Annotated in this window: 18 protein-coding genes and 3 riboswitches; of the genes, 1 reads left to right on the top strand and 17 read right to left on the bottom strand. The window is 38.7% G+C overall.

What is annotated here, in order from left to right:
* Positions 1-282: 282 nt before the first annotated feature.
* The 8 genes from NV349_RS11145 to mmgD all read right to left on the bottom strand — a co-directional run bounded on the left by NV349_RS11145 (position 283) and on the right by mmgD (position 9037).
* Positions 283-939 (bottom strand): hypothetical protein, encoded by a 657-nt coding sequence (locus NV349_RS11145; RefSeq protein ID WP_271913468.1) that lies wholly within the window; start codon positions 937-939, stop codon positions 283-285.
* A gap of 39 nt (positions 940-978) precedes the next feature.
* Positions 979-1179 (bottom strand): hypothetical protein, encoded by a 201-nt coding sequence (locus NV349_RS11140; RefSeq protein ID WP_271913466.1) that lies wholly within the window; start codon positions 1177-1179, stop codon positions 979-981.
* 200 nt (positions 1180-1379) lie between these two features.
* A riboswitch (cobalamin riboswitch) is annotated at positions 1380-1567 on the bottom strand.
* Between the two features lie 135 nt (positions 1568-1702).
* Positions 1703-2767: an enoyl-CoA hydratase/isomerase family protein gene (locus tag NV349_RS11135; protein ID WP_271913465.1), complete on the bottom strand. Its 1065-nt coding sequence runs from the start codon at positions 2765-2767 to the stop codon at positions 1703-1705.
* A gap of 14 nt (positions 2768-2781) precedes the next feature.
* Positions 2782-3567, bottom strand: a complete 786-nt coding sequence (locus tag NV349_RS11130) for an enoyl-CoA hydratase-related protein (protein WP_271913464.1) — start codon at positions 3565-3567, stop codon at positions 2782-2784.
* A 15-nt stretch (positions 3568-3582) separates the two neighbouring features.
* The gene (locus NV349_RS11125; RefSeq protein WP_271913462.1) at positions 3583-5250 is read right to left on the bottom strand and encodes an acyl-CoA dehydrogenase FadE; all 1668 of its coding nucleotides are present in this window, start codon (positions 5248-5250) and stop codon (positions 3583-3585) included.
* Positions 5251-5294: 44 nt separating this feature from the next.
* The gene (gene prpB / locus NV349_RS11120; RefSeq protein ID WP_036126321.1) at positions 5295-6209 is read right to left on the bottom strand and encodes a methylisocitrate lyase; all 915 of its coding nucleotides are present in this window, start codon (positions 6207-6209) and stop codon (positions 5295-5297) included.
* Positions 6210-6383: 174 nt separating this feature from the next.
* Positions 6384-7817, bottom strand: a complete 1434-nt coding sequence (gene prpD, locus NV349_RS11115; RefSeq protein WP_271913460.1) for a 2-methylcitrate dehydratase — start codon at positions 7815-7817, stop codon at positions 6384-6386.
* Positions 7818-7915: 98 nt separating this feature from the next.
* Positions 7916-9037 (bottom strand): citrate synthase, encoded by a 1122-nt coding sequence (mmgD, locus tag NV349_RS11110; RefSeq protein WP_271913459.1) that lies wholly within the window; start codon positions 9035-9037, stop codon positions 7916-7918.
* Between the two features lie 193 nt (positions 9038-9230).
* Positions 9231-9425, bottom strand: a riboswitch (cobalamin riboswitch).
* 248 nt (positions 9426-9673) lie between these two features.
* Here mmgD and NV349_RS11105 point away from each other — a divergent pair.
* The gene (locus tag NV349_RS11105; protein ID WP_271913457.1) at positions 9674-10159 is read left to right on the top strand and encodes an NUDIX hydrolase; all 486 of its coding nucleotides are present in this window, start codon (positions 9674-9676) and stop codon (positions 10157-10159) included.
* A gap of 55 nt (positions 10160-10214) precedes the next feature.
* Here NV349_RS11105 and NV349_RS11100 read toward each other — a convergent pair whose 3' ends face one another.
* From NV349_RS11100 to metE, 9 genes are all read right to left on the bottom strand, one after another.
* The gene (locus NV349_RS11100; RefSeq protein WP_036126328.1) at positions 10215-10496 is read right to left on the bottom strand and encodes a hypothetical protein; all 282 of its coding nucleotides are present in this window, start codon (positions 10494-10496) and stop codon (positions 10215-10217) included.
* 9 nt (positions 10497-10505) lie between these two features.
* Positions 10506-10892, bottom strand: a complete 387-nt coding sequence (locus NV349_RS11095) for an SHOCT-like domain-containing protein (protein WP_271913455.1) — start codon at positions 10890-10892, stop codon at positions 10506-10508.
* Between the two features lie 13 nt (positions 10893-10905).
* Positions 10906-11271: a DUF2089 domain-containing protein gene (locus tag NV349_RS11090; RefSeq protein ID WP_271913454.1), complete on the bottom strand. Its 366-nt coding sequence runs from the start codon at positions 11269-11271 to the stop codon at positions 10906-10908.
* 272 nt (positions 11272-11543) lie between these two features.
* Positions 11544-12344, bottom strand: a complete 801-nt coding sequence (locus NV349_RS11085) for an ABC transporter ATP-binding protein (protein ID WP_271913452.1) — start codon at positions 12342-12344, stop codon at positions 11544-11546.
* Between the two features lie 10 nt (positions 12345-12354).
* Positions 12355-13143 (bottom strand): ABC transporter ATP-binding protein, encoded by a 789-nt coding sequence (locus NV349_RS11080; protein ID WP_271913450.1) that lies wholly within the window; start codon positions 13141-13143, stop codon positions 12355-12357.
* Positions 13140-13952, bottom strand: coding sequence for an ABC transporter permease subunit (locus NV349_RS11075; RefSeq protein WP_271913449.1), 813 nt, complete (start codon positions 13950-13952; stop codon positions 13140-13142). Before NV349_RS11075 ends, NV349_RS11080 begins: the two co-directional genes overlap by 4 nt.
* 1 nt (position 13953) lies before the next feature.
* On the bottom strand, positions 13954-14907 hold the full coding sequence (nikB, locus tag NV349_RS11070) for a nickel ABC transporter permease (protein ID WP_271913448.1): 954 nt from the start codon (positions 14905-14907) through the stop codon (positions 13954-13956).
* Positions 14908-14978: 71 nt separating this feature from the next.
* Positions 14979-16592: a nickel ABC transporter substrate-binding protein gene (nikA, locus tag NV349_RS11065; protein ID WP_271913446.1), complete on the bottom strand. Its 1614-nt coding sequence runs from the start codon at positions 16590-16592 to the stop codon at positions 14979-14981.
* 386 nt (positions 16593-16978) lie between these two features.
* A riboswitch (cobalamin riboswitch) is annotated at positions 16979-17171 on the bottom strand.
* Positions 17172-17342: 171 nt separating this feature from the next.
* Complete coding sequence (gene metE / locus NV349_RS11060) at positions 17343-19640, bottom strand: 5-methyltetrahydropteroyltriglutamate--homocysteine S-methyltransferase (protein WP_271913445.1); 2298 nt, start codon at positions 19638-19640, stop codon at positions 17343-17345.
* Between the last annotated feature and the right edge of the window lie 92 nt (positions 19641-19732).

The following is a 19732-nucleotide window of genomic DNA, read 5'->3' as shown; positions in this document are numbered from 1 at the left end:
ATATAGTTGTTGTTCAATAGTTTTAAGTGTACCATCCTTCATATAAAAAGTAAATCTAGATTCTAAACTTCTTTATTTTTTGATTATTCATTATTTTCAATCATAACTTTCGAAGGAATTTCACCATCTATTACTTATATCTTAATTCATTGTGTATCTAAACTATGTACGAGATTTTTTGTTACTACGGATCTATGAGCATTAAATATACTAGCGTATTTCACATAGAAACAGCCTATATTCTAAAGAATAATAGACTGTTTGACATGTCGAACGTATGGATTACTCGATTTCGACAAATAAGGACAATTCCTTATAAAATTCAGGCGTTGCTGCCGAATTCACTTGAAAATGAGGATTATATTTTGATAAAAGTTTATAGAGAGTAGTTGCGGTTAACAGATTCTGTTCTTGATCGAAAGCCCTGAAACTTTCATAGACCTCCTTCACTTTACCATTTATTGAATGACAAAAAAACTGTTGAACATCTGCATCCTCTAAATAATCCTTTTCCCATCTGTAACATATTAAATTTGTTAGGAAAAACATTTCTAATCCAGGCATTTTTCCAACTTCAATGAGCAATGACATTCCATAATGAAATGCATTTTCCAACCATTTTATGCCGTGTCGATCTTTGTAAAAGCGCATCAACTTTTGTAACCCATGCCCTTGCTCCTTCACTAGATAAGCATGGATATTTGTACGACCAGCGGTTCTTTCCCATTCATCGAGAGAGAATTTATACTTCCTTACCAGTTTCATCCAAAGCTTTTGAAGCTTGTCTTCGGAAAGGTATTGTGTTTGTTGATTCCATCTTAGAAAAATGTCTAAACTTTCTAATACCAAGCCTCTTTCCATTTCAAAATGATCCAATTTTCTATATAAAACTTTTTGATTCATATCTATGTTGTCCATTATGTCTTCAGATTTGTTCATTTTGCATTCCATTTAATTATTCACTTCACTTCAGATTTTTTATCTACTATCATGACATGTCTTGACTAATTCAAGCTTGATCGTTAAATAGGCATCATTAATAGATGTATAATCATTTGGGTTTTCTTCTATTAACTTCCTAATATAAAGCTGTAAAGGCCTAATATGCTCACCAGAAAGGTTGTTCATAATTTGCTGCTTTAACTGATTTATATAAAATGAAATTGAATGTGATGTCATCTTGTTCACCCCTATTTATTCATAAAAAAAACATCTTGCCCTAATGGGAAGATGCTAGCTATGACTGACATACTTCATAGTTCTTCAACCAATATAAAATAAGTCGTCTATATTGAATAGAGACTCTTTTTTTGGTTGTCGCACTATGAGTATGATGAAGGTAATTCGTCACACTCAACACCCCCTATCCGCGTAGGTTTTGGCTGTACTAGATAAAGGCAGGTCTCCTGGCTTATGATCATCACACATTTTTCCCTTCCCATTACATACATAACAGTGGTTTTTAAAATGTGCTCCCAATTACAGTTGCGGGACAGCGACGGCTTTTCACCGTTCTTCCCTTTTAAACAAATTCTATTGAATTTGTACCTTTATCCTTTTATTCCGTTTTTTATAGTATAACATATCATTCTACTTTCTCTGACAAAACCCTATGAAAATCTACAGAACAACACTTAAGAAACCACCTACCTCTTAACAAGTAGATGGTTTCAGCATTTATTGAGCGAAGATATCATTGTTCTTACTTCTTTACGGTTTCACTACTGTCTTGAAAGAATTTTTCAAGTATATCATCTGTAAAATCAGCGAATGTTTGATAGATATACTGAGGATTTCGATCCTTATCAATGACGACAGACCTAACCCCTTCATAGAAATCCTCATGATTTAAAAAGTTTTTTGCCAAGATTAAATCAGTCGCAAAGCATTCTTCTACCGTTTTATGTTGGGCATCTATCAGCTGCTTTAATGTAATTTTTAAGGATGATGGAGATTTAGATAGAAGCAACTGCTTTGTTTCTTGTGCAAATTTGCTTGGGTCATTGTCTAAGGATTCGACTATCTTCTCCACTGTATGTTTTGAGAAATGTTGATCGATTTCATTTTGAAGGCTGGCAAGCTCACTGTTTGCTGTTGGTGTACTTGAATAGTCCTCTATTAATTGCTTTAGAGCTGTGTCAGTCTCCACTGTATGCCAGTCCGTTTGTTCAATGCGTGTGAGGAATGCGTGTAAATGATCGCTCGTCATATAGCTATCCGCACCATTAGCAAAGAGAACATCTGCAGCTTGGATGATCGATGCTGTCAAAGCTAAGTAATATCCTACATAGCCAGGCGCTTTATTTAGAAAATAGGCAGCTCCAACATCAGGAAAGAAGCCAATATTCATTTCTGGCATAGCCCATTTTGTTCGTTCTGTAACAATTCGGTGGCTAGCCCCATACGTTAAACCAACCCCACCTCCCATGACAATGCCATCAAGGCAAGCAATGATAGGCTTTGGGTAGTGATAGATTGCCCTATCTATGTGATATTCTTCCTCAAAAAAGATTTCGGCATTTTGGAAAGCTTCCTGACTGGAGCGAGCTTTATAGAGTGTTTTAATATCACCCCCAGCACAAAAGCCCTTTTCGCCAGTACCTCTTAGAATTATCAAGTGAATTTGATCATTCGCCTGCCATTCCTTTAGTTTCTCACCAATGGGCTTTAGCATTTCTATAGAAAGTGAGTTTAAAGCTTGAGGACGATTCAGCGTAATGCTTGCTGCGCCACCCTCACTGACGGAAAATATTACTTCATTTGTCATAGTAGTTTCCTCCCTTACAAATGTTTAAAGTTGGGCTGTCTTTTGTCTATAAACGCTTGAACGCCTTCTCTAGCATCCGCTGTTAAAAATAACTCAGCAAAGCGTGTTCGTTCTAATTCCAACCCTTTTTGGAGATGATCCTTCCCGCCTTGAATTATACATTCAATTGTACGGGATACACTTGTCATACTTTTGCCCTCAACAAAAGACTGAGCAAGGGCTTTGGCAGTTGGCAGAAGCTCATCTGGCTCCGTCACCACTTGAATAATACCTAGTTGTAGTGCTTCGTCAGCACTTAATTGCTGGCTTGTTAAAATTAATTGTAGAGCCTTTGCTTGCGTTGTTATTCTGCCCAGTCGTTGAGTGCCTCCGAATGTCGGCAGTAAGCCAAGCTTTAATTCTGGTAAACCAACAATGGCATTACTTGAAGCAATCCTGAAATGACAGCCTAACGCTAGCTCCAGTCCTCCTCCAAGGGCTGGCCCATTAATAGCAGCAATAACAGGCTTTTTCATGGCTTCAATTTCATCACATAGCGCTTGGCCTGCCTCAGCCATTTGTAATGCTCTATCCTGTTGCCCAAAGGCAGCAACAAATTCCTTTATATCTGCTCCCGCAGCAAAAAATCGTCCAGAGCCGGTCACAATGATGGCTCTCGTCTCTTCATCCTCAGCTAATTCTTTAAAAATGACACGAAGATGTTCAATAGAAGCTGATGACAACGTATTTGCTGGTGGATGATTTAAATGAATAAGCGTGATGGCACCTTCTTTACTAACATTGGCAAATGTATCAACCATGATTTTCCCTCCTGTTTATGATAATGAACTGATCGATTTTGGATTGTTGATAATCCCTCTTGCAATCTCTCGCTTTTTCATAAAGAGATTCTGGTGGAGTGGGATGTTTAAGCGCTGAATATGATCTAGCCTTGTTTTTCGCTTTTGTTCATTTGTTTCAGCAGCACAAATAATGTCGATTGTCCTTTTTTCTATTTTACGATAGCCTTCCTGACAAAGAATATCTGTCATCAAATGCTTCATATTGTCACATGCGTTCTTTTCCGTCCGCAGTAAAGAAGCTTCCATAACATAAATATCTTTTACTATATCAGCTAGCAGACGCATATATTCCTGCTCTTGCTCCAATTGAATCTGTGCGTCAGCAATGACAGCGATGGCTATTTGCATTAAGTACTTGGCAAGACGGATGTATTGCTGATTCTTTTCTGCTGGTTGATATGCTACTGGAGCATTTTCGGTAGAGGTTGCTTGTGAATACTTCTTATATAGTAGCTTCGCCATTGTTAAACGGTTGATTTCATTTGTTCCTTCAAAAATACGGCTAATTCTAGCGTCACGATATAAGCGTTCAACCTCGTAGTCTTGCATATAGCCATAGCCACCATGGATTTGTACAGCTTCATCTACAATTTCCCCAAGCACTTCTGAGCAATTGACTTTATTGAGTGCGCATTCCAGAGCGAAATCAGCTATTTTTTGAACCATTGACTCTTTATCCGTAACTTCCATCGCATCATCTATTTCTCCTGCTGTCCTGTATGCAGCGCTTTCCGCCCCATAGATGGAGGTTGCCATATCCGCAAGTTTTTCCTGTATCATGGTAAAATGAACGATTGGTTGGTGAAATTGCTTCCGTTCCCTACCATACGTTACAGCTAACTGAAGTGCCTGCTTGGAAGTGCCGATGTTGGAGAAAGCTAGCTTTAAGCGTGCCATGTTCAATATATTCATCGCTACTTTATGGCCTTTTCCAACCTCGCCAAGAACATTTTCCCTCGACACGACAACATCCTGTAAAATAAGCGTAGCAGTCGAGGAGCCTTTAATGCCCATTTTCTCCTCTTCTTGTCCAATAGATACACCGCTAAATGTACGTTCTACAATGAATGCAGTCATGCCTTCACTCGTTTTCGCAAAAACAACAAAGAGATTTGCTAGCTGTGCATTGGTAATCCATTGCTTTTCACCATTTATTACCCATGCAGAGCCGTCCTCGTTTAAAATGGCATTTGTTTTGGGATGTAGTGCATCTGAGCCTGCGTCTGGCTCCGTCAGAGCGTAAGCACCAATCCATTCACCTGAAGCTAGCTTTGGTAGGTATTTCAGCTTTTGGGACGCATCGCCAAAATAGACATAGGGCAATGTGCCGACTCCTGCGTGAATATTGTAAGATACACTGAATGAGCTGCCATAGCCCATTCTTTCTGCAACTAACCCGGAAATTTTTTTATTAAGTTCTAGCCCTCCATAGGCCTCGGGTATTTCGATGGCTAGTAAACCAAGATCACCAGCTTTTTGAAATAACCGCCGAGTGATGTCATATTGATGCTGCTCAATAGCTGCCATATTAGTGGCAACATCTTGTTTGATGAACAGCTCTGCGGTTTTTGCTATGAGCCCTTCCTCCTCCTGAAAGTCCTCAGGTGTAAAAATGGTCCTTTTGTTTTCTAATGTATCCATGCTAGTCCTCCTTGAAAGAAAGAGGAGAAAAGTAAACTTTTCTCCTACTTTATTTCCTCTTTAGGTAAGATGGTTTTCGCCAGCTCACTATCTAAATCTTCAAATTTGTAATAGGAGATGGTTTCATATAATTCACTTCTTGTTTGCATATCCTCAATAGCTTCTTTTTGAGTCCCTGTCTTTTTTATTAAGCCAAACACTTGCTCATAGGCTTTGGCTGCTACTCTCATCGATGTAACGGGATATATAACCATCGAATAGCCCATCTTTTCAAATTCCTTAGCCGTATAATACGGTGTTTGTCCAAATTCAGTCATATTGGCTAATAACGGAGCATCTAGCTCACTAGCAAAATGTTTAAATTCCTTTTCTGTTTGGAGAGCCTCTGGAAAAATGGCATCTGCCCCAGCTGCTACATAAGCTTTAGCTCTTAAAATAGCCTGCTCTAAACCTTCTACAGACCTTGCATCTGTGCGGGCAACAATTACTAACGTAGGAGCTATTTGTTTAATCATTTTTATTTTTTGTATCATTTCCTCTTGAGCAACGAGTGTTTTCCCATTCAAATGACCACATTTTTTTGGAAGATTTTGATCCTCTAGCTGTACAGCAGCTACTCCAGCCTCTACCATTTCACGAGCTGTGCGGGCAACATTTAAGACACCACCAAAGCCAGTATCGATATCCACTAGCAACGGTAAATTAGTCGCACGAATAATTTCGCTCGCACGCTGTGCAACTTCATTTGAATAAATCATGCCTAAATCAGGTAAGCCTCTACTGGCAGTGTAGGCAGCGCCAGAAAGATATAATGCCTCAAAGCCAACTTTTTTAGCCATTAAGCCAGCCATTGCATCATGAGCTCCTGGGATTTGTAAAATCGTTGAACGAGTAATGAGTGTTCGAAATTGTTCAGCCAATTGTTTTTGTGCTATTGCTTCATTTACAATCCACGCCATCTATAAAAACCTCCTAATAATCAATGATGCCTCGGCATATTTACGTCCGAAAGCGGCTGTGATGCAGGTCAGTTAGCCGTTATCGCAAGGATGGGAGGATTTTAGGCTAACATCCTTTATTAACTCCTTCCCGATTCGTGACATTCGCCAGAGGCTTTAATTTCCTGAAAGAAGTTAAACAAATAAATTAACGAATTCATGAACAGCACTATTTTCAAGAAGTGCTTGATCAGCACAAACTTCATTAATCTTACTGTATTGTTTTTGGGAATAATGGGTGCTAATGTTTTGCTGGAACTTATCGATGATTTGAGGGAATGCTTCCTCACGACGGAAACGGTGTCCTAAAGGATATTCACATTCAATAAGCTCAGATGATGTGCCATCTTTGTAATAAACTTGAACAGCATTGGCAATCGAACGTTTCTCAGGATCTAGGTAATCAATTGTATATTGGGGTTTTTCCACAACCACCATTTTATTTCTTAAATTATCGATACGTGGATCTGCAGCCACTTCATCTTCATAGTGGTCTGCTGTAATATCGCCATAGATAAGCCCTATTGCTGTAATGTATTGAAGACAGTGATCACGATCAGCTGGGTTATTAAGAGGTCCTTCCTTATCGATAATTCGTATAGCGGATTCATGGGTCGTAATTTGAATGCGTTCAATGTCCTGTAAACGATTTTTCACTTCATTGTGTAAATGAACGGCACATTCGGCAGCTGTTTGTGCATGGAATTCAGCTGGATAAGAAACTTTAAATAGAACATTTTCCATCACATAAGATGCTAGTGGTCTAGCAAGCTTTAATTCTTGCTTATTAAAGAGAACATCTTGGAAGCCCCAGCCAGGTGCAGATAAGGCCGTTGCATAGCCCATTTCGCCTTTCACAGCCATCATGGCTAAGTGTACTGCCCTGCTTGTTGCATCACCAGCAGCCCATGATTTTCTAGAACCCGTATTCGGTGCATGGCGATATGTTCGTAGGCTCGAATTATCAATCCAAGCATTTGATAAGGCGTTGACAATTTCCTGATGAGTGCCACCTAATGCCTTTGTCACAACAGCTGTTGTCGCAATTTTGACAAACAGTACATGGTCTAACCCAACACGATTTAAGCTATTTTCTAATGCGAGAATACCTTGTATTTCATGGGCCTGTATCATCATTTCTAATACGTCTTTCATTTTAAGTGGCTCTTTCCCTTCAGCAACACGCACGCGACTCAAATAATCAGCCACAGCTAATATGCCCCCTAAATTATCGGAAGGGTGTCCCCATTCAGCCGCAAGCCAAGTGTCGTTGTAATCCAGCCAACGAATCATACAACCGATATTAAAGGCACCTTTTACAGGATCAAGAACATAGGAAGTGCCTGGAACTCGTGTACCATTAGGAACGACTGTGCCTGGTACTACTGGGCCAAGAAGTTTCGTGCATTCAGGATATTGTAAGGCCAAAATGCCACACCCTAATGTATCTAATAATACATAGCGTGCCGTTTCGTATGCTTCTTCACTTGTAATAGTTGTATTGACTACATAATCCGCAATATCTGTAAGTAATTGATCTGTCTTAGATATGTCATTTGTTTTAATCATCTATATCTTCCCTTCAAGGCATGAATTTGATATACTAGTATGCTGATAGGCATTGGTCAGAATGCCCATCAGCTCTATGGCGAGTTGTTAAAACTTGATTATACCGACAATTCTTCAAGGTTATGACGCTCGCCAATATAATGGACACGAGGTCTAAATAATCGGTTATTGTCATGCTGCTCAATGACGTGAGCACATAAGCCAATTGTTCGTGAGCCAAAAAAGATAGGTGTATAGATTTCAATTGGCAAGCCAAGCATGTAGTATACTGGTGCTGCATAATAATCTAAATTTGGGTACAAGCCCTTTTCTTGTGCCATCACCTTCTCACCAGCTTCACACATGTGATATAAGCGATCATCCCCTTGTGCCAAACATAATTTATGCAAAGCCTCTTTCATAATTTGTGCTCTTGGGTCCATCTTTTTCATATAAACACGGTGACCAAAGCCCATAATCTTTTCTTTATTTTGCAGTTTATTTTTCAGCAAGGCTTCAAAGCCTGCTACTGTTTTGGCTTCTAGAAGCATGTACATGACTGCCTCGTTGGCCCCTCCATGTAAATTTCCTTTCAATGATGCGACAGCTCCAGTTAAAGCACCGTACAAATCAGATTGTGTAGAGGCAATAACACGAGCTGTAAACGTCGAATTTGGCATCTCATGCTCACTATATAAAACGAGAGACTGATCAAAAATTTCTTCTTCTAACGCCGTTGGTTTTCTACCAGTAATCATGTAATAAAAATTGGCGCTATAGGAAAGCTGACTATCTGGCTCCACAACATCTTGTCCGTTTAAGACACGATAGCTATTGGCTACGATGTTAGGCATACCGCCTAAAAGTCTATAAGCTCGCGTCAAGTTCATTTCAGTAGAACGATCATTGATGTGCTGATCAAAGCCTGCTAAAACAGAAATTCCAGTTCTCAGTCCATCCATCGCATGTGTTTCATTAGGCAAGAGCTTGAAGATTTGGAAGATCTCTTGTGGAACCTGATAATGTGCTTTTAATTTGTCCTGTAAGTCAGCCTGTTGCTCGGCAGTAGGAATTTCGCCATGCAGTAGTAGGTAGACAATGTCTAAATACGAATATCTTTGTGATAATTCAATCAAGTCGTAGCCTCGAATAACAATTTGACTTCCTACAGTGTCTAAAAAAGATAATTTTGTTTCAGCAGCAATGACCCCATCAAGACCTGGTGAATAAGTTAACTCCATTCAATGACAGCCCCTTTGTTTAATTATTCTTGTAAGCGTTACCATTCCAACACGAAAGAACAACAAAAAAACAACTTCTACCCCTTTTTAGAAGTTGTTAATCTACAAAAGCATGACAGACCAAATAACAGTGAATTTACAGGAATTCACAAAAATCATGCAGTAGCTAACACCTCCCTATCCTCGTAGGTCAATTGATGCTTATTTTGTGGCAGGTCTCCTGACTTATAATCAACACTTCAATAACACCTTCCCATTTTGACAAACAAAACAGTGGCCTTGTTATCGAGCTCCTAAATACAGTTGCGGGACAGTGTTGGACTCTCACCAACTTCCCTTTTAATCAAATGGAATGAACCCCATTTGAACCACCAAAATTTAGCATATTCAATTTGTCTATTTACCTTAACATAGAGTTTTCAAAACAATCAATATAGGTAAAATTCAGAAAAGACTGATTATAAAAAGCTATTTTTCATTTTTGATTGACTATTCTGCATTTTTGAGCATTATTTTGTACAAAAAAAGATTGTTCATCTATACCAATAAATCCATTTTCAAGGGTTATAAGTAAAATAGAGGTCTTTATAATAAAAAAGGCGAATAGTTTTTTTATAATATAGAGGAGGAGCACATATGGGCTATATTTCAGAATTAAGGAAACACATCGGTAGTAGACCGATTATCAGTATCGGGGCGACAATTCTTGTAGTCAACGATGATAAGAAAATTCTCTTTCAACATCGTTCAGATACGTTGGATTGGGGATTACCTGGTGGCTCAATGGAACTGAATGAAACGCTAGAAGAAGCTGCTACTCGTGAACTTCATGAAGAAACAGGACTGGTAGCGAATGAATTGGACTTGATTGGTGTTTTTTCAGGGCCAGATTATTATTTTCAATATCCAAATGGGGATGAAATCTATACAGTTATTCATCTTTATAGTGCGAAAAATGTCAGTGGTATACTAGAGATGAGGGATGGTGAGAGTTTGAATCTTACCTATTTCAGTAAAAATGAGCTACCAGATTATCTTGAGAAAAGAACAAAAACACGCTTAGACAATCTAGAGGACAAATTGTGGAATTTAGATAGTTCTTTTGCAAAGAATTCTCTTTAAATAACAAAGAGCATGCTTTTTATGAAAACATGCTCTCATCTTAACTATTAGGCTATTACAGTCTAACCTTAACCTCTGTACCGTCTTGCGCCTTGACATCTACTAGCACGAGCCCTTTATAATTTTGTAGTTCCTTGATAATAGGCTTGAGCATTTCTTTGTCAATGAATGGAAAGGAAAAGTCGATTTTTTTTCTGTCGAAGTATGCCTTTGTCCATTTGTTGACACTTTGCTGAATCCATTTTGAAGTCAAAATGGAAAGAACAATGGTTAGCACAGCATATGGAACAGGAACGGTAAAGCGAACGTCTTTTGCTTTCACTTTTACATGCATCATAAGTCGCCTCTACTCAATGAAAACTGAAACGGTATCTCCGTTTGCCGATTTTATGTCCACAATTTGTCCATCTAATTCATTTTCGATGGCTTCAAGAAGAAGATTGATATCGATATCTTTCACGTATTTTTCCGATTGCGGAATACTCGCAGCGATACTGTGTCCAGCCATTAACACAGCCTTGACAAGTTTTATAGGCAAATTCACAGTGACATTATCATTTTCAGTGGACACCACACGAACCTTTAACGTTTTATCTAAATACTTCGTTTTTTCCAGAAATTTGTTACCTGACTCCTCTTTCTCTTGTAACACTTGAATCAGCTCTGACCCTTTTTCAGCATCAATTTTCCCCTCTTGAATCATGGTTAACACTTTAGTAATTTCCTCTTTCATGTAGCATTCCTCCCTATTCGTCTTTTAAGAGCTTTATGGCCTCATCAGTTGTGATTTCGCCATTTTCCAACATGCTTACAATTTTTTTCTCGTCTACTTCATTTTTCTTCTTTTGGACATAGCCAAGAGATGAGATAATGTCATTTAGCTTGCCTCGCACAGTTGGGTACGAAATGCCCAGTTCCTTTTCTACTTCCTTAATATTCCCTCGACATATTAAAAATACTTCCACAAAATGAAGCTGATCCTGTGATAAGGATGCTAGCTTCGACAATTCAAACTCATTTTCAATCGTCGTTTGACAATGAGAACACTGTAACTTCGTAATTTTTAATGTTTTACTGCAGACAGGACAATTTGTGATTACTTGATAAGCCATAGTGAACTCCTTCCTTTAAGTTAAATTGATTATATACCAAATAATTTAAAAAAGTAAATAATAAAATTAATTTATTCAATGAAAATATCAATAAAGTTAATTACCTAATTAATATTATTAATAAAAAGAAAAACACCATTCTAATGCAAAATGGCGTTTCTTTAATAGATGACTCTTACTAATGTTTGGAGCAAATGAGGTAATCCAACTGGCCTCTATCATTACCAGCCCATACCTCCATGACCATTGTATACGTGTTTTCTATATTATGATCATTTCGTTTTATGTTTTCTTTCTCGCGGGTGTGAAGGCAAAATAGCATGATATAATTGTTGTGAAGCGGGATGCTGATATGCTCCATCCTTTCCAATCTCCTCCACTAGCCGACCATGCTGCATGACAAGGATACGGTCTGACATAAAACGTGTTGCCTGTAAATCATGCGAAATGAAAATGTAGGCAAGCTGTCGCTCTTTTTGAAGTGTTTGTAGTAACTGTATAATCTTCTTCTGTAAAATCATATCAAGACTGCTAATCGCTTCATCTAAGACAATTAATTTTGGCTTTAGCGCAAGAGCTCTAGCGATGTTGACTCGTTGCTGTTGCCCCCCACTAAGCTGCGAAGGATAGTTTTGAGCCATTGCTCTCTCTAACTCTACACAGTCTAGTAATTCCCTTACTTTATGTTGTCGCTCTGTTTTGCTAAAATGCTCGAAATTCAGAAACGGTTCTTCGAGTATTTCAAAAATCGTCTGCTTCGGATTAAATGAATGATAGCTATTTTGAAAAACTGCCTGTAAATCTCTACGTATTCTTTTTTTATGCTTGCTTGGTGCTTCGTATAAATTGACACCTTGAAAGAGCAACTCCCCGTTTGTTGGTCGTTCGATTCCTAAAATAATACGACCTAATGTGCTTTTTCCTGAACCACTTTGACCGACTATTCCTAGACATTCCCCCTCCTGAAGTGAGAATGACACCTTCTGTAATACGGGAACTTCCTGCTTACGCTGGAATAGAAATGGTCTTTGAGCGTAATGCATATCAATATTTTTCACGTCTAGCAGCGTCATTTTTTCACCTCTAAAATAGCATTCTTGCTTGTAATAGTTTCTTTGTATAGGCATGCTGAGGTGCATCAAAGAAATCATAGACATTCGTTTGCTCAATGATTTTTCCTTGATACATAACAGCCACATCGTCAGCTAGTTCAGCAATAACACCTAAATCATGTGTAACAAGAAGTATGGCAGCTTCTGTTTCTACGCGAATACGATCAAATAGTGTTAATACTTGTTTTTGATTGATCGTATCAAGAGCTGTCGTTGGTTCATCAGCAATATAGAGGGAGGCTTGTAGCGCCAATGATAAGGCAATCATCACTCGCTGTAGCATGCCACCACTCAACTGAAAAGGATAATAATGTAAAAGCTGCTCTGAATTTGGTAAATGCACTTTATGTAAGGCATCAAGAGCTATTTGTCTCATTTCTTTTTTGGTCAGCTTAAAGTGTGCCTTTAATGTTTCTCTGAAATGGCCTTCAATCGTTTGGATACGATCGAAGGCAGCGGATGGATTTTGCAAAATCATCGAAAGATGCCGCCCACGATATGCTCTTAATTGAGTAGCCGAAACATTCATTAAATTTTCCTGCTGATAAAGAACTTCCCCTTGTGTCACCTGTGCGATAGATGGTAATGTTTGCATGATGGCATGGCAAAGCATGGTCTTGCCACTACCACTTTCTCCTATGATTCCTAAGACACGCCCTTTATAGGCTGTCAGATTGATAGTGGTTAATACATTTTTCTCCCCAATTTTGACGTTTAAATCTTTCACTTCTAAAACCTTCTCCATAACTTCACCTTTCACGAATCAAACTTCTTTAAACAATTGGCTAAATGATTAAACAATAACACCACTAGGACAATGGCAAGCCCAGGATAAAGCATTAAATCGGGATGCTGACGGATATATTGTTTCCCTTCATTTACCATCATGCCCCATTCTGGAATCGGCGCCTGCACGCCCAGACCTATAAAGGAAAAGCCAGCGATTTCTAAAATGACTTTCCCGATATCTAACGCCACAATCGTGACAATAGCTGGCAGTATGTTAGGGATATAATGGCGAATGATTAATTTAATGCCTGTAGTGCCAGTAATCTTAGCAGCTTGAATAAAGTCTTTTTCATTCATCCCAATACATAAACTTCGAACCATTCTGGAGTAATAAATAAGCTGTGTAAAAATAAGGGCTATTAAAACATTTTTTAAGCTAGGGCCTAATACACCTAAAAGTCCAAATGCAAGTACCAGTGTCGGAAAAGCTAATAAAACATCACATATTCGAATAAATACCACATCGATTATACCTCTTTTCAACGCTACAAAGGCACCAAGTAGGACAGCTAAAACAATAGCAACGACTTGAATGAAGAGTGCGGATCCTAATGAATAGCGAATACCTAAAAGCATGCGAGAAAAGACGCATCTTCCTAAGTGATCTGTACCAAATGGGTAATCCCAGGAAGGGGCTAAAAATTTCTTAGTTATATCGACAGCTAACGGATCATGTGGCATTAAAATGGGTGCAAACAATCCCAGTAAGACAATGATTACAAGGAGGGATAAGCTAAATAACCCTAGAATAGGATCTCTTCTTTTTCGTAATCGCTTCATGTCAATCTCTCCTGTCCTTCATCATCAGATGAGGGTCCAATAGACGATGCAATACATCTGTGCATAGATTGGTCAACACATAGATCACAGCAATAATCAATACATAGCATTGTACAACGGGGTAATCTCTGTTCGTAATGGATTCGATTAAATACCTACCGAGTCCTGGCCAACTAAAAACTTGCTCCACAATTACAGCTCCACCTAGTAAACTACCAAGCGTCATACCTAATAAGGAAGTCAAAGGTATGGCAGCATTTCGTAACACATGACGTATGAGGATTACAGAATTTTTTAATCCTCTTAGCTGCGCATATTGAACATATTGCTGCTGTAATTCTTCCTGGATAGTGGAACGAATAAACTGGATGAACAGACCAATGGTTGGCAATGCTAGTGCGAAGGATGGTAAAACTAAATGAGCGAGTGTGCCCTTTCCGTTTGTCGGAAAGAGCCCTAATTTTAAGCTAAATAGATAGAGCAGTAGGAAACCTAACCAAAATGTTGGAATGGATACGCTCAATATGCTAAAGAATCTAATGATTTTATCGATGATGGCATACTTAGACAATGCACTCATAATCCCTAATGGTATACTGAATACTAAAATGAGGACAAATGCGGCAAGAGCTAATTCAATGGTTGCAGGTAATTTCGCGAATAGCTCATGTGCTACTGGTAATTTACTCACAAAGGATGTACCAAAATCTAGCTGTAAAACGCCTTTTCCCCATAGCAAATATTGAAGAACGAAAGGTTTGTCCGTCCCTAGTTCTTCGCGTAATGCCTGAACAGCTTCCTCGGTTGGAGCAACTCTTGCCAATCGTAGGATGACCTCAGCAGGCTCTATCGGTACAAAACGAATAAATACAAAGGTTAGGATGGAAACTCCTAGTAAGACAAACGGCAAAGTCAAAATTCTTTTTAAACAAAACATCCATGTCGATTCATACATGCTGTCACTTCCTACTCACTCCTATGATAAAGAGAGAGCTGTCTTTGCAAGACATACTCTCTCTTTTTTTATTACTCTTTATCCATTTGTGCATAGGGAATATCATATTCAGATGCACGTGGAGCAAAATCCTTCATATATGGTTGATAAATTACATTATTTGTTTCGTAAGAGATAGGATAGAAAAGTGCTTGATCATGGAATATGGATAAAATATCCGTGTAAAGCTGCACTCGTTCCTCTTCATCTGTTCCCACTAATAATTGATGGATTTTCGTATCGATGTCTGTAGCGTTAGATAAGCCTAATTTTGCCTCATAAACACCACTAGCATTTGGCGTAGCTGACTCATTTGCAAAGCTATGTGGGTCGGTTGGTGGTCCGTTTGTACGCCAGAAATTAATATCCACCTGATCATCCATTAATTTTTGAAGACCGACCATCACATCTGCACCTTCTAAATTCAACTGTACCCCTATTTTTGCTAGTTCACCTTGCATTAATTCCGCCATTGGCTTTTGGATTGCATCTGTTGCGATGTAGATTAAATCTAATGATAATGGTTGCCCGTTTTTCGAACGAATTTTTTCGCCCTTCTGTAACGTCCACCCTGCCTCATCTAGTAGTTGCTGCGCTTTTTCAGGATTATATAAGATTGGCGCTAACTCTATATTGGCATAAGGAATGGCATCCCAAAATAATGTGTTAGCCACTTGTTCTGTACCATGTGTAATACTGTCAACCATTTGTTCCTTATTGATAGCATATTGAATGGCCTGACGAACCTTTAATTCGGCTAACGGTCCCGACTGAGTATTGAAGAGTAACGCTTTCGTAGACAAAGGCTCAGAGGTAGCGGTTTTGTATTTACTGCTATCTTTTAAATACGTATAGTTATCTAAACTAATGATGCCACGACCATAAATTAAATCTAATTCCTCGTTTTCAAATGCTAATGAAATCGATTCTGAATCTGGGATAATTTTAACTTTAATTTGTTCTACGAGAGGCTTTTCTCCCCAATAGTTTTCATTGCGACTAAATAAAGCATATTCATCTTTTTTGTACTCGGTTAATACCCATGGACCTGTTCCAATAGGTGCCTTGATCGAATCTTGTGTCGCATCTCCGGCTGGGAATCCATTATCCCCTAAAAAACGGAATGGTCTTACAAAGGCAAGCTCGTTTAAGACAGGATAATAAGGTTCATCTAATTGCAAGCGAATTGTAAAATCATCCACTTTCACAACCTCTTTCATATGGTTGACCATACCCATCCAAGAATGCATTTCCCGATCCGCTAATACTGCATTGAAATTACGAATCACATTATCTGCATTAAACGCAGTTCCGTCTGAATACTTAACATCTTTTCTTAAATGAAAAGTATAAGTCGTTTTATCTTCTGATATGTCCCAGCTTTCTGCTAGCTTTGGACTAACAGTTCCATCGTCGTTGTATTCCACCAAAGATTCATAGACCATCGCTTGTGCGGTCATTTGATTGGGTAAATATGTATGGGGGTTCAATGGGCCGACATCTAATGGCCACCCAATTGTTATCATTTTTTCATTTGTTTGCTGTGTTCCTGTCTCTCCCTTTTCTTGATCTGTGCTTGTACAACCAGCAAGTACGCTGAAAGTTAACACAAGGATGAAGGGAAGTACATACTTAGTCAATCTCATTTTCTGTCTCCTATCTCTATTCGTGGTACAAATGAATCTAGTTATAGATAGATGGAAAGAAGGTATCAACAATGCGTTCAAATTTTTCGAGCTAACGAGTAGAAGTTGATTTGCATTGTGCAGACACCTTTTCAAAGTTTGTGATATCCGCTAGAGGCTTTAGACACACCGACATTGCCACAGGACGTGGTGCTTTTTGACGTTCAGAGGGCATTTAAACAGCCATTGACTATTTATCTTCTTATAGAAAAAGAAGTCTTCTGTATGTGCTACTACAAAAACATTTGCTGAATCAAACTAAAAAAACCTTATTCTAAAAAAGAATAAGGACAGAAAAACTTACAATGAGTAAGCCTCCATCCATCTCCCTATCTTTCGTAGATCATCAATGAATCTCCTTACAAGCAGGCATTCTGGCTCATGAATCATGATTTTGCTTCACCTTCCCAAGTAATCACTTAGTGGTATTTGAAACAAAACTCCTCATTTACAGCTGCGGGACAGCATGGGATTTACACCCATTTTCCTTTTAATTGAATGAAAGTCTTTTTCACTCAAACTTGTAATGATCGCTATGAAATTCGTTATAAACATAACATGCTCGATTGTTCACGTCAATTTTATTTTCTGAATATAATAAAAATCTTAAAAGAATGAAACAACAAAAGACCAGGTCCATTTTTTTCCTGGTCTTTGTTGTATTTCGGAGAGAAGATGTAGTAGTTGTAGTAGATTTATAAAATGATGTCGTTATCTCGAGATAGATTGTTGTACTTCCTGGCGTAATGTTTTCGTTGCAGCAACCATATTAGCCAAAGCTGCAACAGTTTCAGTTTCTTTTCTTGTTTTTAAACCACAATCTGGGTTCACCCAAAATTGATGGGAATCTAACACCTGTAAACTATCTCTCATAATAGTTAGCATTTCTTCATTGCTTGGCACACGAGGACTATGAATATCATAAACGCCTAAGCCAATGCCCTTTTGATAAGGTTGCCCTTGCAGTGATGTAATGAGCTCCCCGTGACTTCTTGATGTTTCAATGGAAATCACGTCTGCATCAAGTGCACTAATCGGTTCGATGAAATCGTTAAATTCGCAGTAGCACATATGTGTATGGATTTGTGTTTCATCTTTGACACTAGCTGTAGCCAGCTTAAAGGAATTAACAGCCCATTCTAAGTAAGCTCCCCATTCTTCTTTTCGTAGCGGTAAACCTTCTCTTAGAGCTGGCTCATCCACTTGAATAATTGAAATACCTGCGTTTTCGAGTGCCTCAACCTCTTTGCGAAGTGCTAATGCAATTTGATAAGCGACATCTTTACGTGACAGATCGTCTCGTACAAAGGACCAATTTAATATCGTCACTGGTCCTGTCAGCATACCTTTTACAAAGCGCTTTGTTAAGCTTTGAGCATAGGCTGACTCTTTTACAGTTATTGCTGAAGACCACGCAACATCTCCATAAATGATCGGTGGCTTGACACAGCGTGAGCCATAGGAAACGACCCATGCTTTTTTTGTAAAGGCAAAGCCAGTCAGCTTTTCACCAAAGTATTCGACCATGTCTGTACGCTCAAATTCACCGTGAACGAGTACATCGATATCTAGTTCCTCTTGTATCGTAATCCAGCGTTTTGTTTCCTGCTCTATAAATGCCTCATAGGCTTCATTCGATAATTGTTTTTTACGCCAAGCATTACGATTCCTTTTCACCTCATCAGATTGTGGGAAGCTTCCGATTGTTGTTGTTGGGAATAGCGGTAACGCTAACGCTTGCTGCTGCATCTTTTGACGCTGAGCAAATTCACTATGTCGTTCAAAATCTTGCGTTGTCACAGTTTGAACTGCTTGATGGATCAACTTGTTTTGACGGATTGGATGGTTTTTTAGAGCCTCAATTGCCTTCATACTTTCAGAAAAATTATGCTGTAAGATACCCTCTGTATCTCGTCTACATTTAGTTAGCTCCGTGATTTCTACAATCTTTTCATCTGCGAAGGCTAAGGCATGCTTCAGAACAGGGTCAATCTCATTTTCAAGAGCAGTTGTGATCGGTACATGTTGTAGATTGCTGGATGGTTGAATCCATAGCTCTGCTGCATTACTTAAATGCTCAATTGCCTGAATTGTAGCATTGACCTCCGCTAAGTTGGAACGCCAAATATCACGTCCATTAACAACCCCGACTGCCAATACTTTGTCCTGAGGGAAACCATATTGACGAAGTGACGCCATATTTCCTTTATAGCCATGAACAAAGTCTAGGCCAAATCCTTCTACAGGCAATGTAATCAATGTTTCATAGTTGCATAATGCTTCAAAATAAGTTTGCAGCATGATTTTCGCTTCTGGAACCGCAACGGCTAACTGGTCGTAAATCTCTTGCACAAGCTTGATGTCTGCTGGATCAAGGGTTGTGACAAGTGATGGCTCTTCTAGTTGAATCCAATTTGCACCTGCATCTACTAATTCTTTTAATACTTGTGTATAGAGCGGTATTAGAGCTAATAAGTATTCAACCTGTGTGAATTTGCTATAGCCTTTTGTTAACTTGCAGAATGTATAGGGACCAATCAATGTTGGCTTTGCAATAATACCGTACGTTTCTTTCGCCTCTAAGAAATCGGCCAACACTTTATTTTCTGTTAGTTTCAAGGCCTGTCCCTCGTATTCAGGAACAATATAGTGATAGTTTGTATTAAACCATTTTGTCATCTCACTAGCTACAGCTGTTTTATTCCCTCTTGCTACGCTGTAGTAGGTAGATAAATCTACTTTCCCTCCCTGCCAGTTAAAGCGTTTTGGGATGAGACCAAACATTAATGCTGTATCTAACATTCTATCGTAATACGTAAAATCGCCAACTGTCACCATGTCGATGCCAAGCTGTAGCTGCTTGTCAATTCTAGCTAAACGGATTTTTTTTAAACTATCCTCAAAATCCTCTTCAGAAAGCTCGTTGCGCCAAAATGCTTCTAATGCTTTTTTCCATTCGCGATCTTCCCCGATATACGGGTAACCAATGAGTGTGCTTGTATAGGTCATTTTTATATCTCCTTTTCAGAAAAAAATAAAAAGCCATTTTCCAAGGAGGAGAATGGCTGCTAGTTGAAATTTTTAATGCTAAAACAATACGA

The organism is Lysinibacillus sp. OF-1 (assembly GCF_028356935.1).
Classification (GTDB): Bacteria; Bacillota; Bacilli; order Bacillales_A; family Planococcaceae; genus Lysinibacillus; species Lysinibacillus fusiformis_D.
Note: the sequence above shows the minus strand (reverse complement) of the source record. Positions and strands in the feature narration are given on the sequence as shown.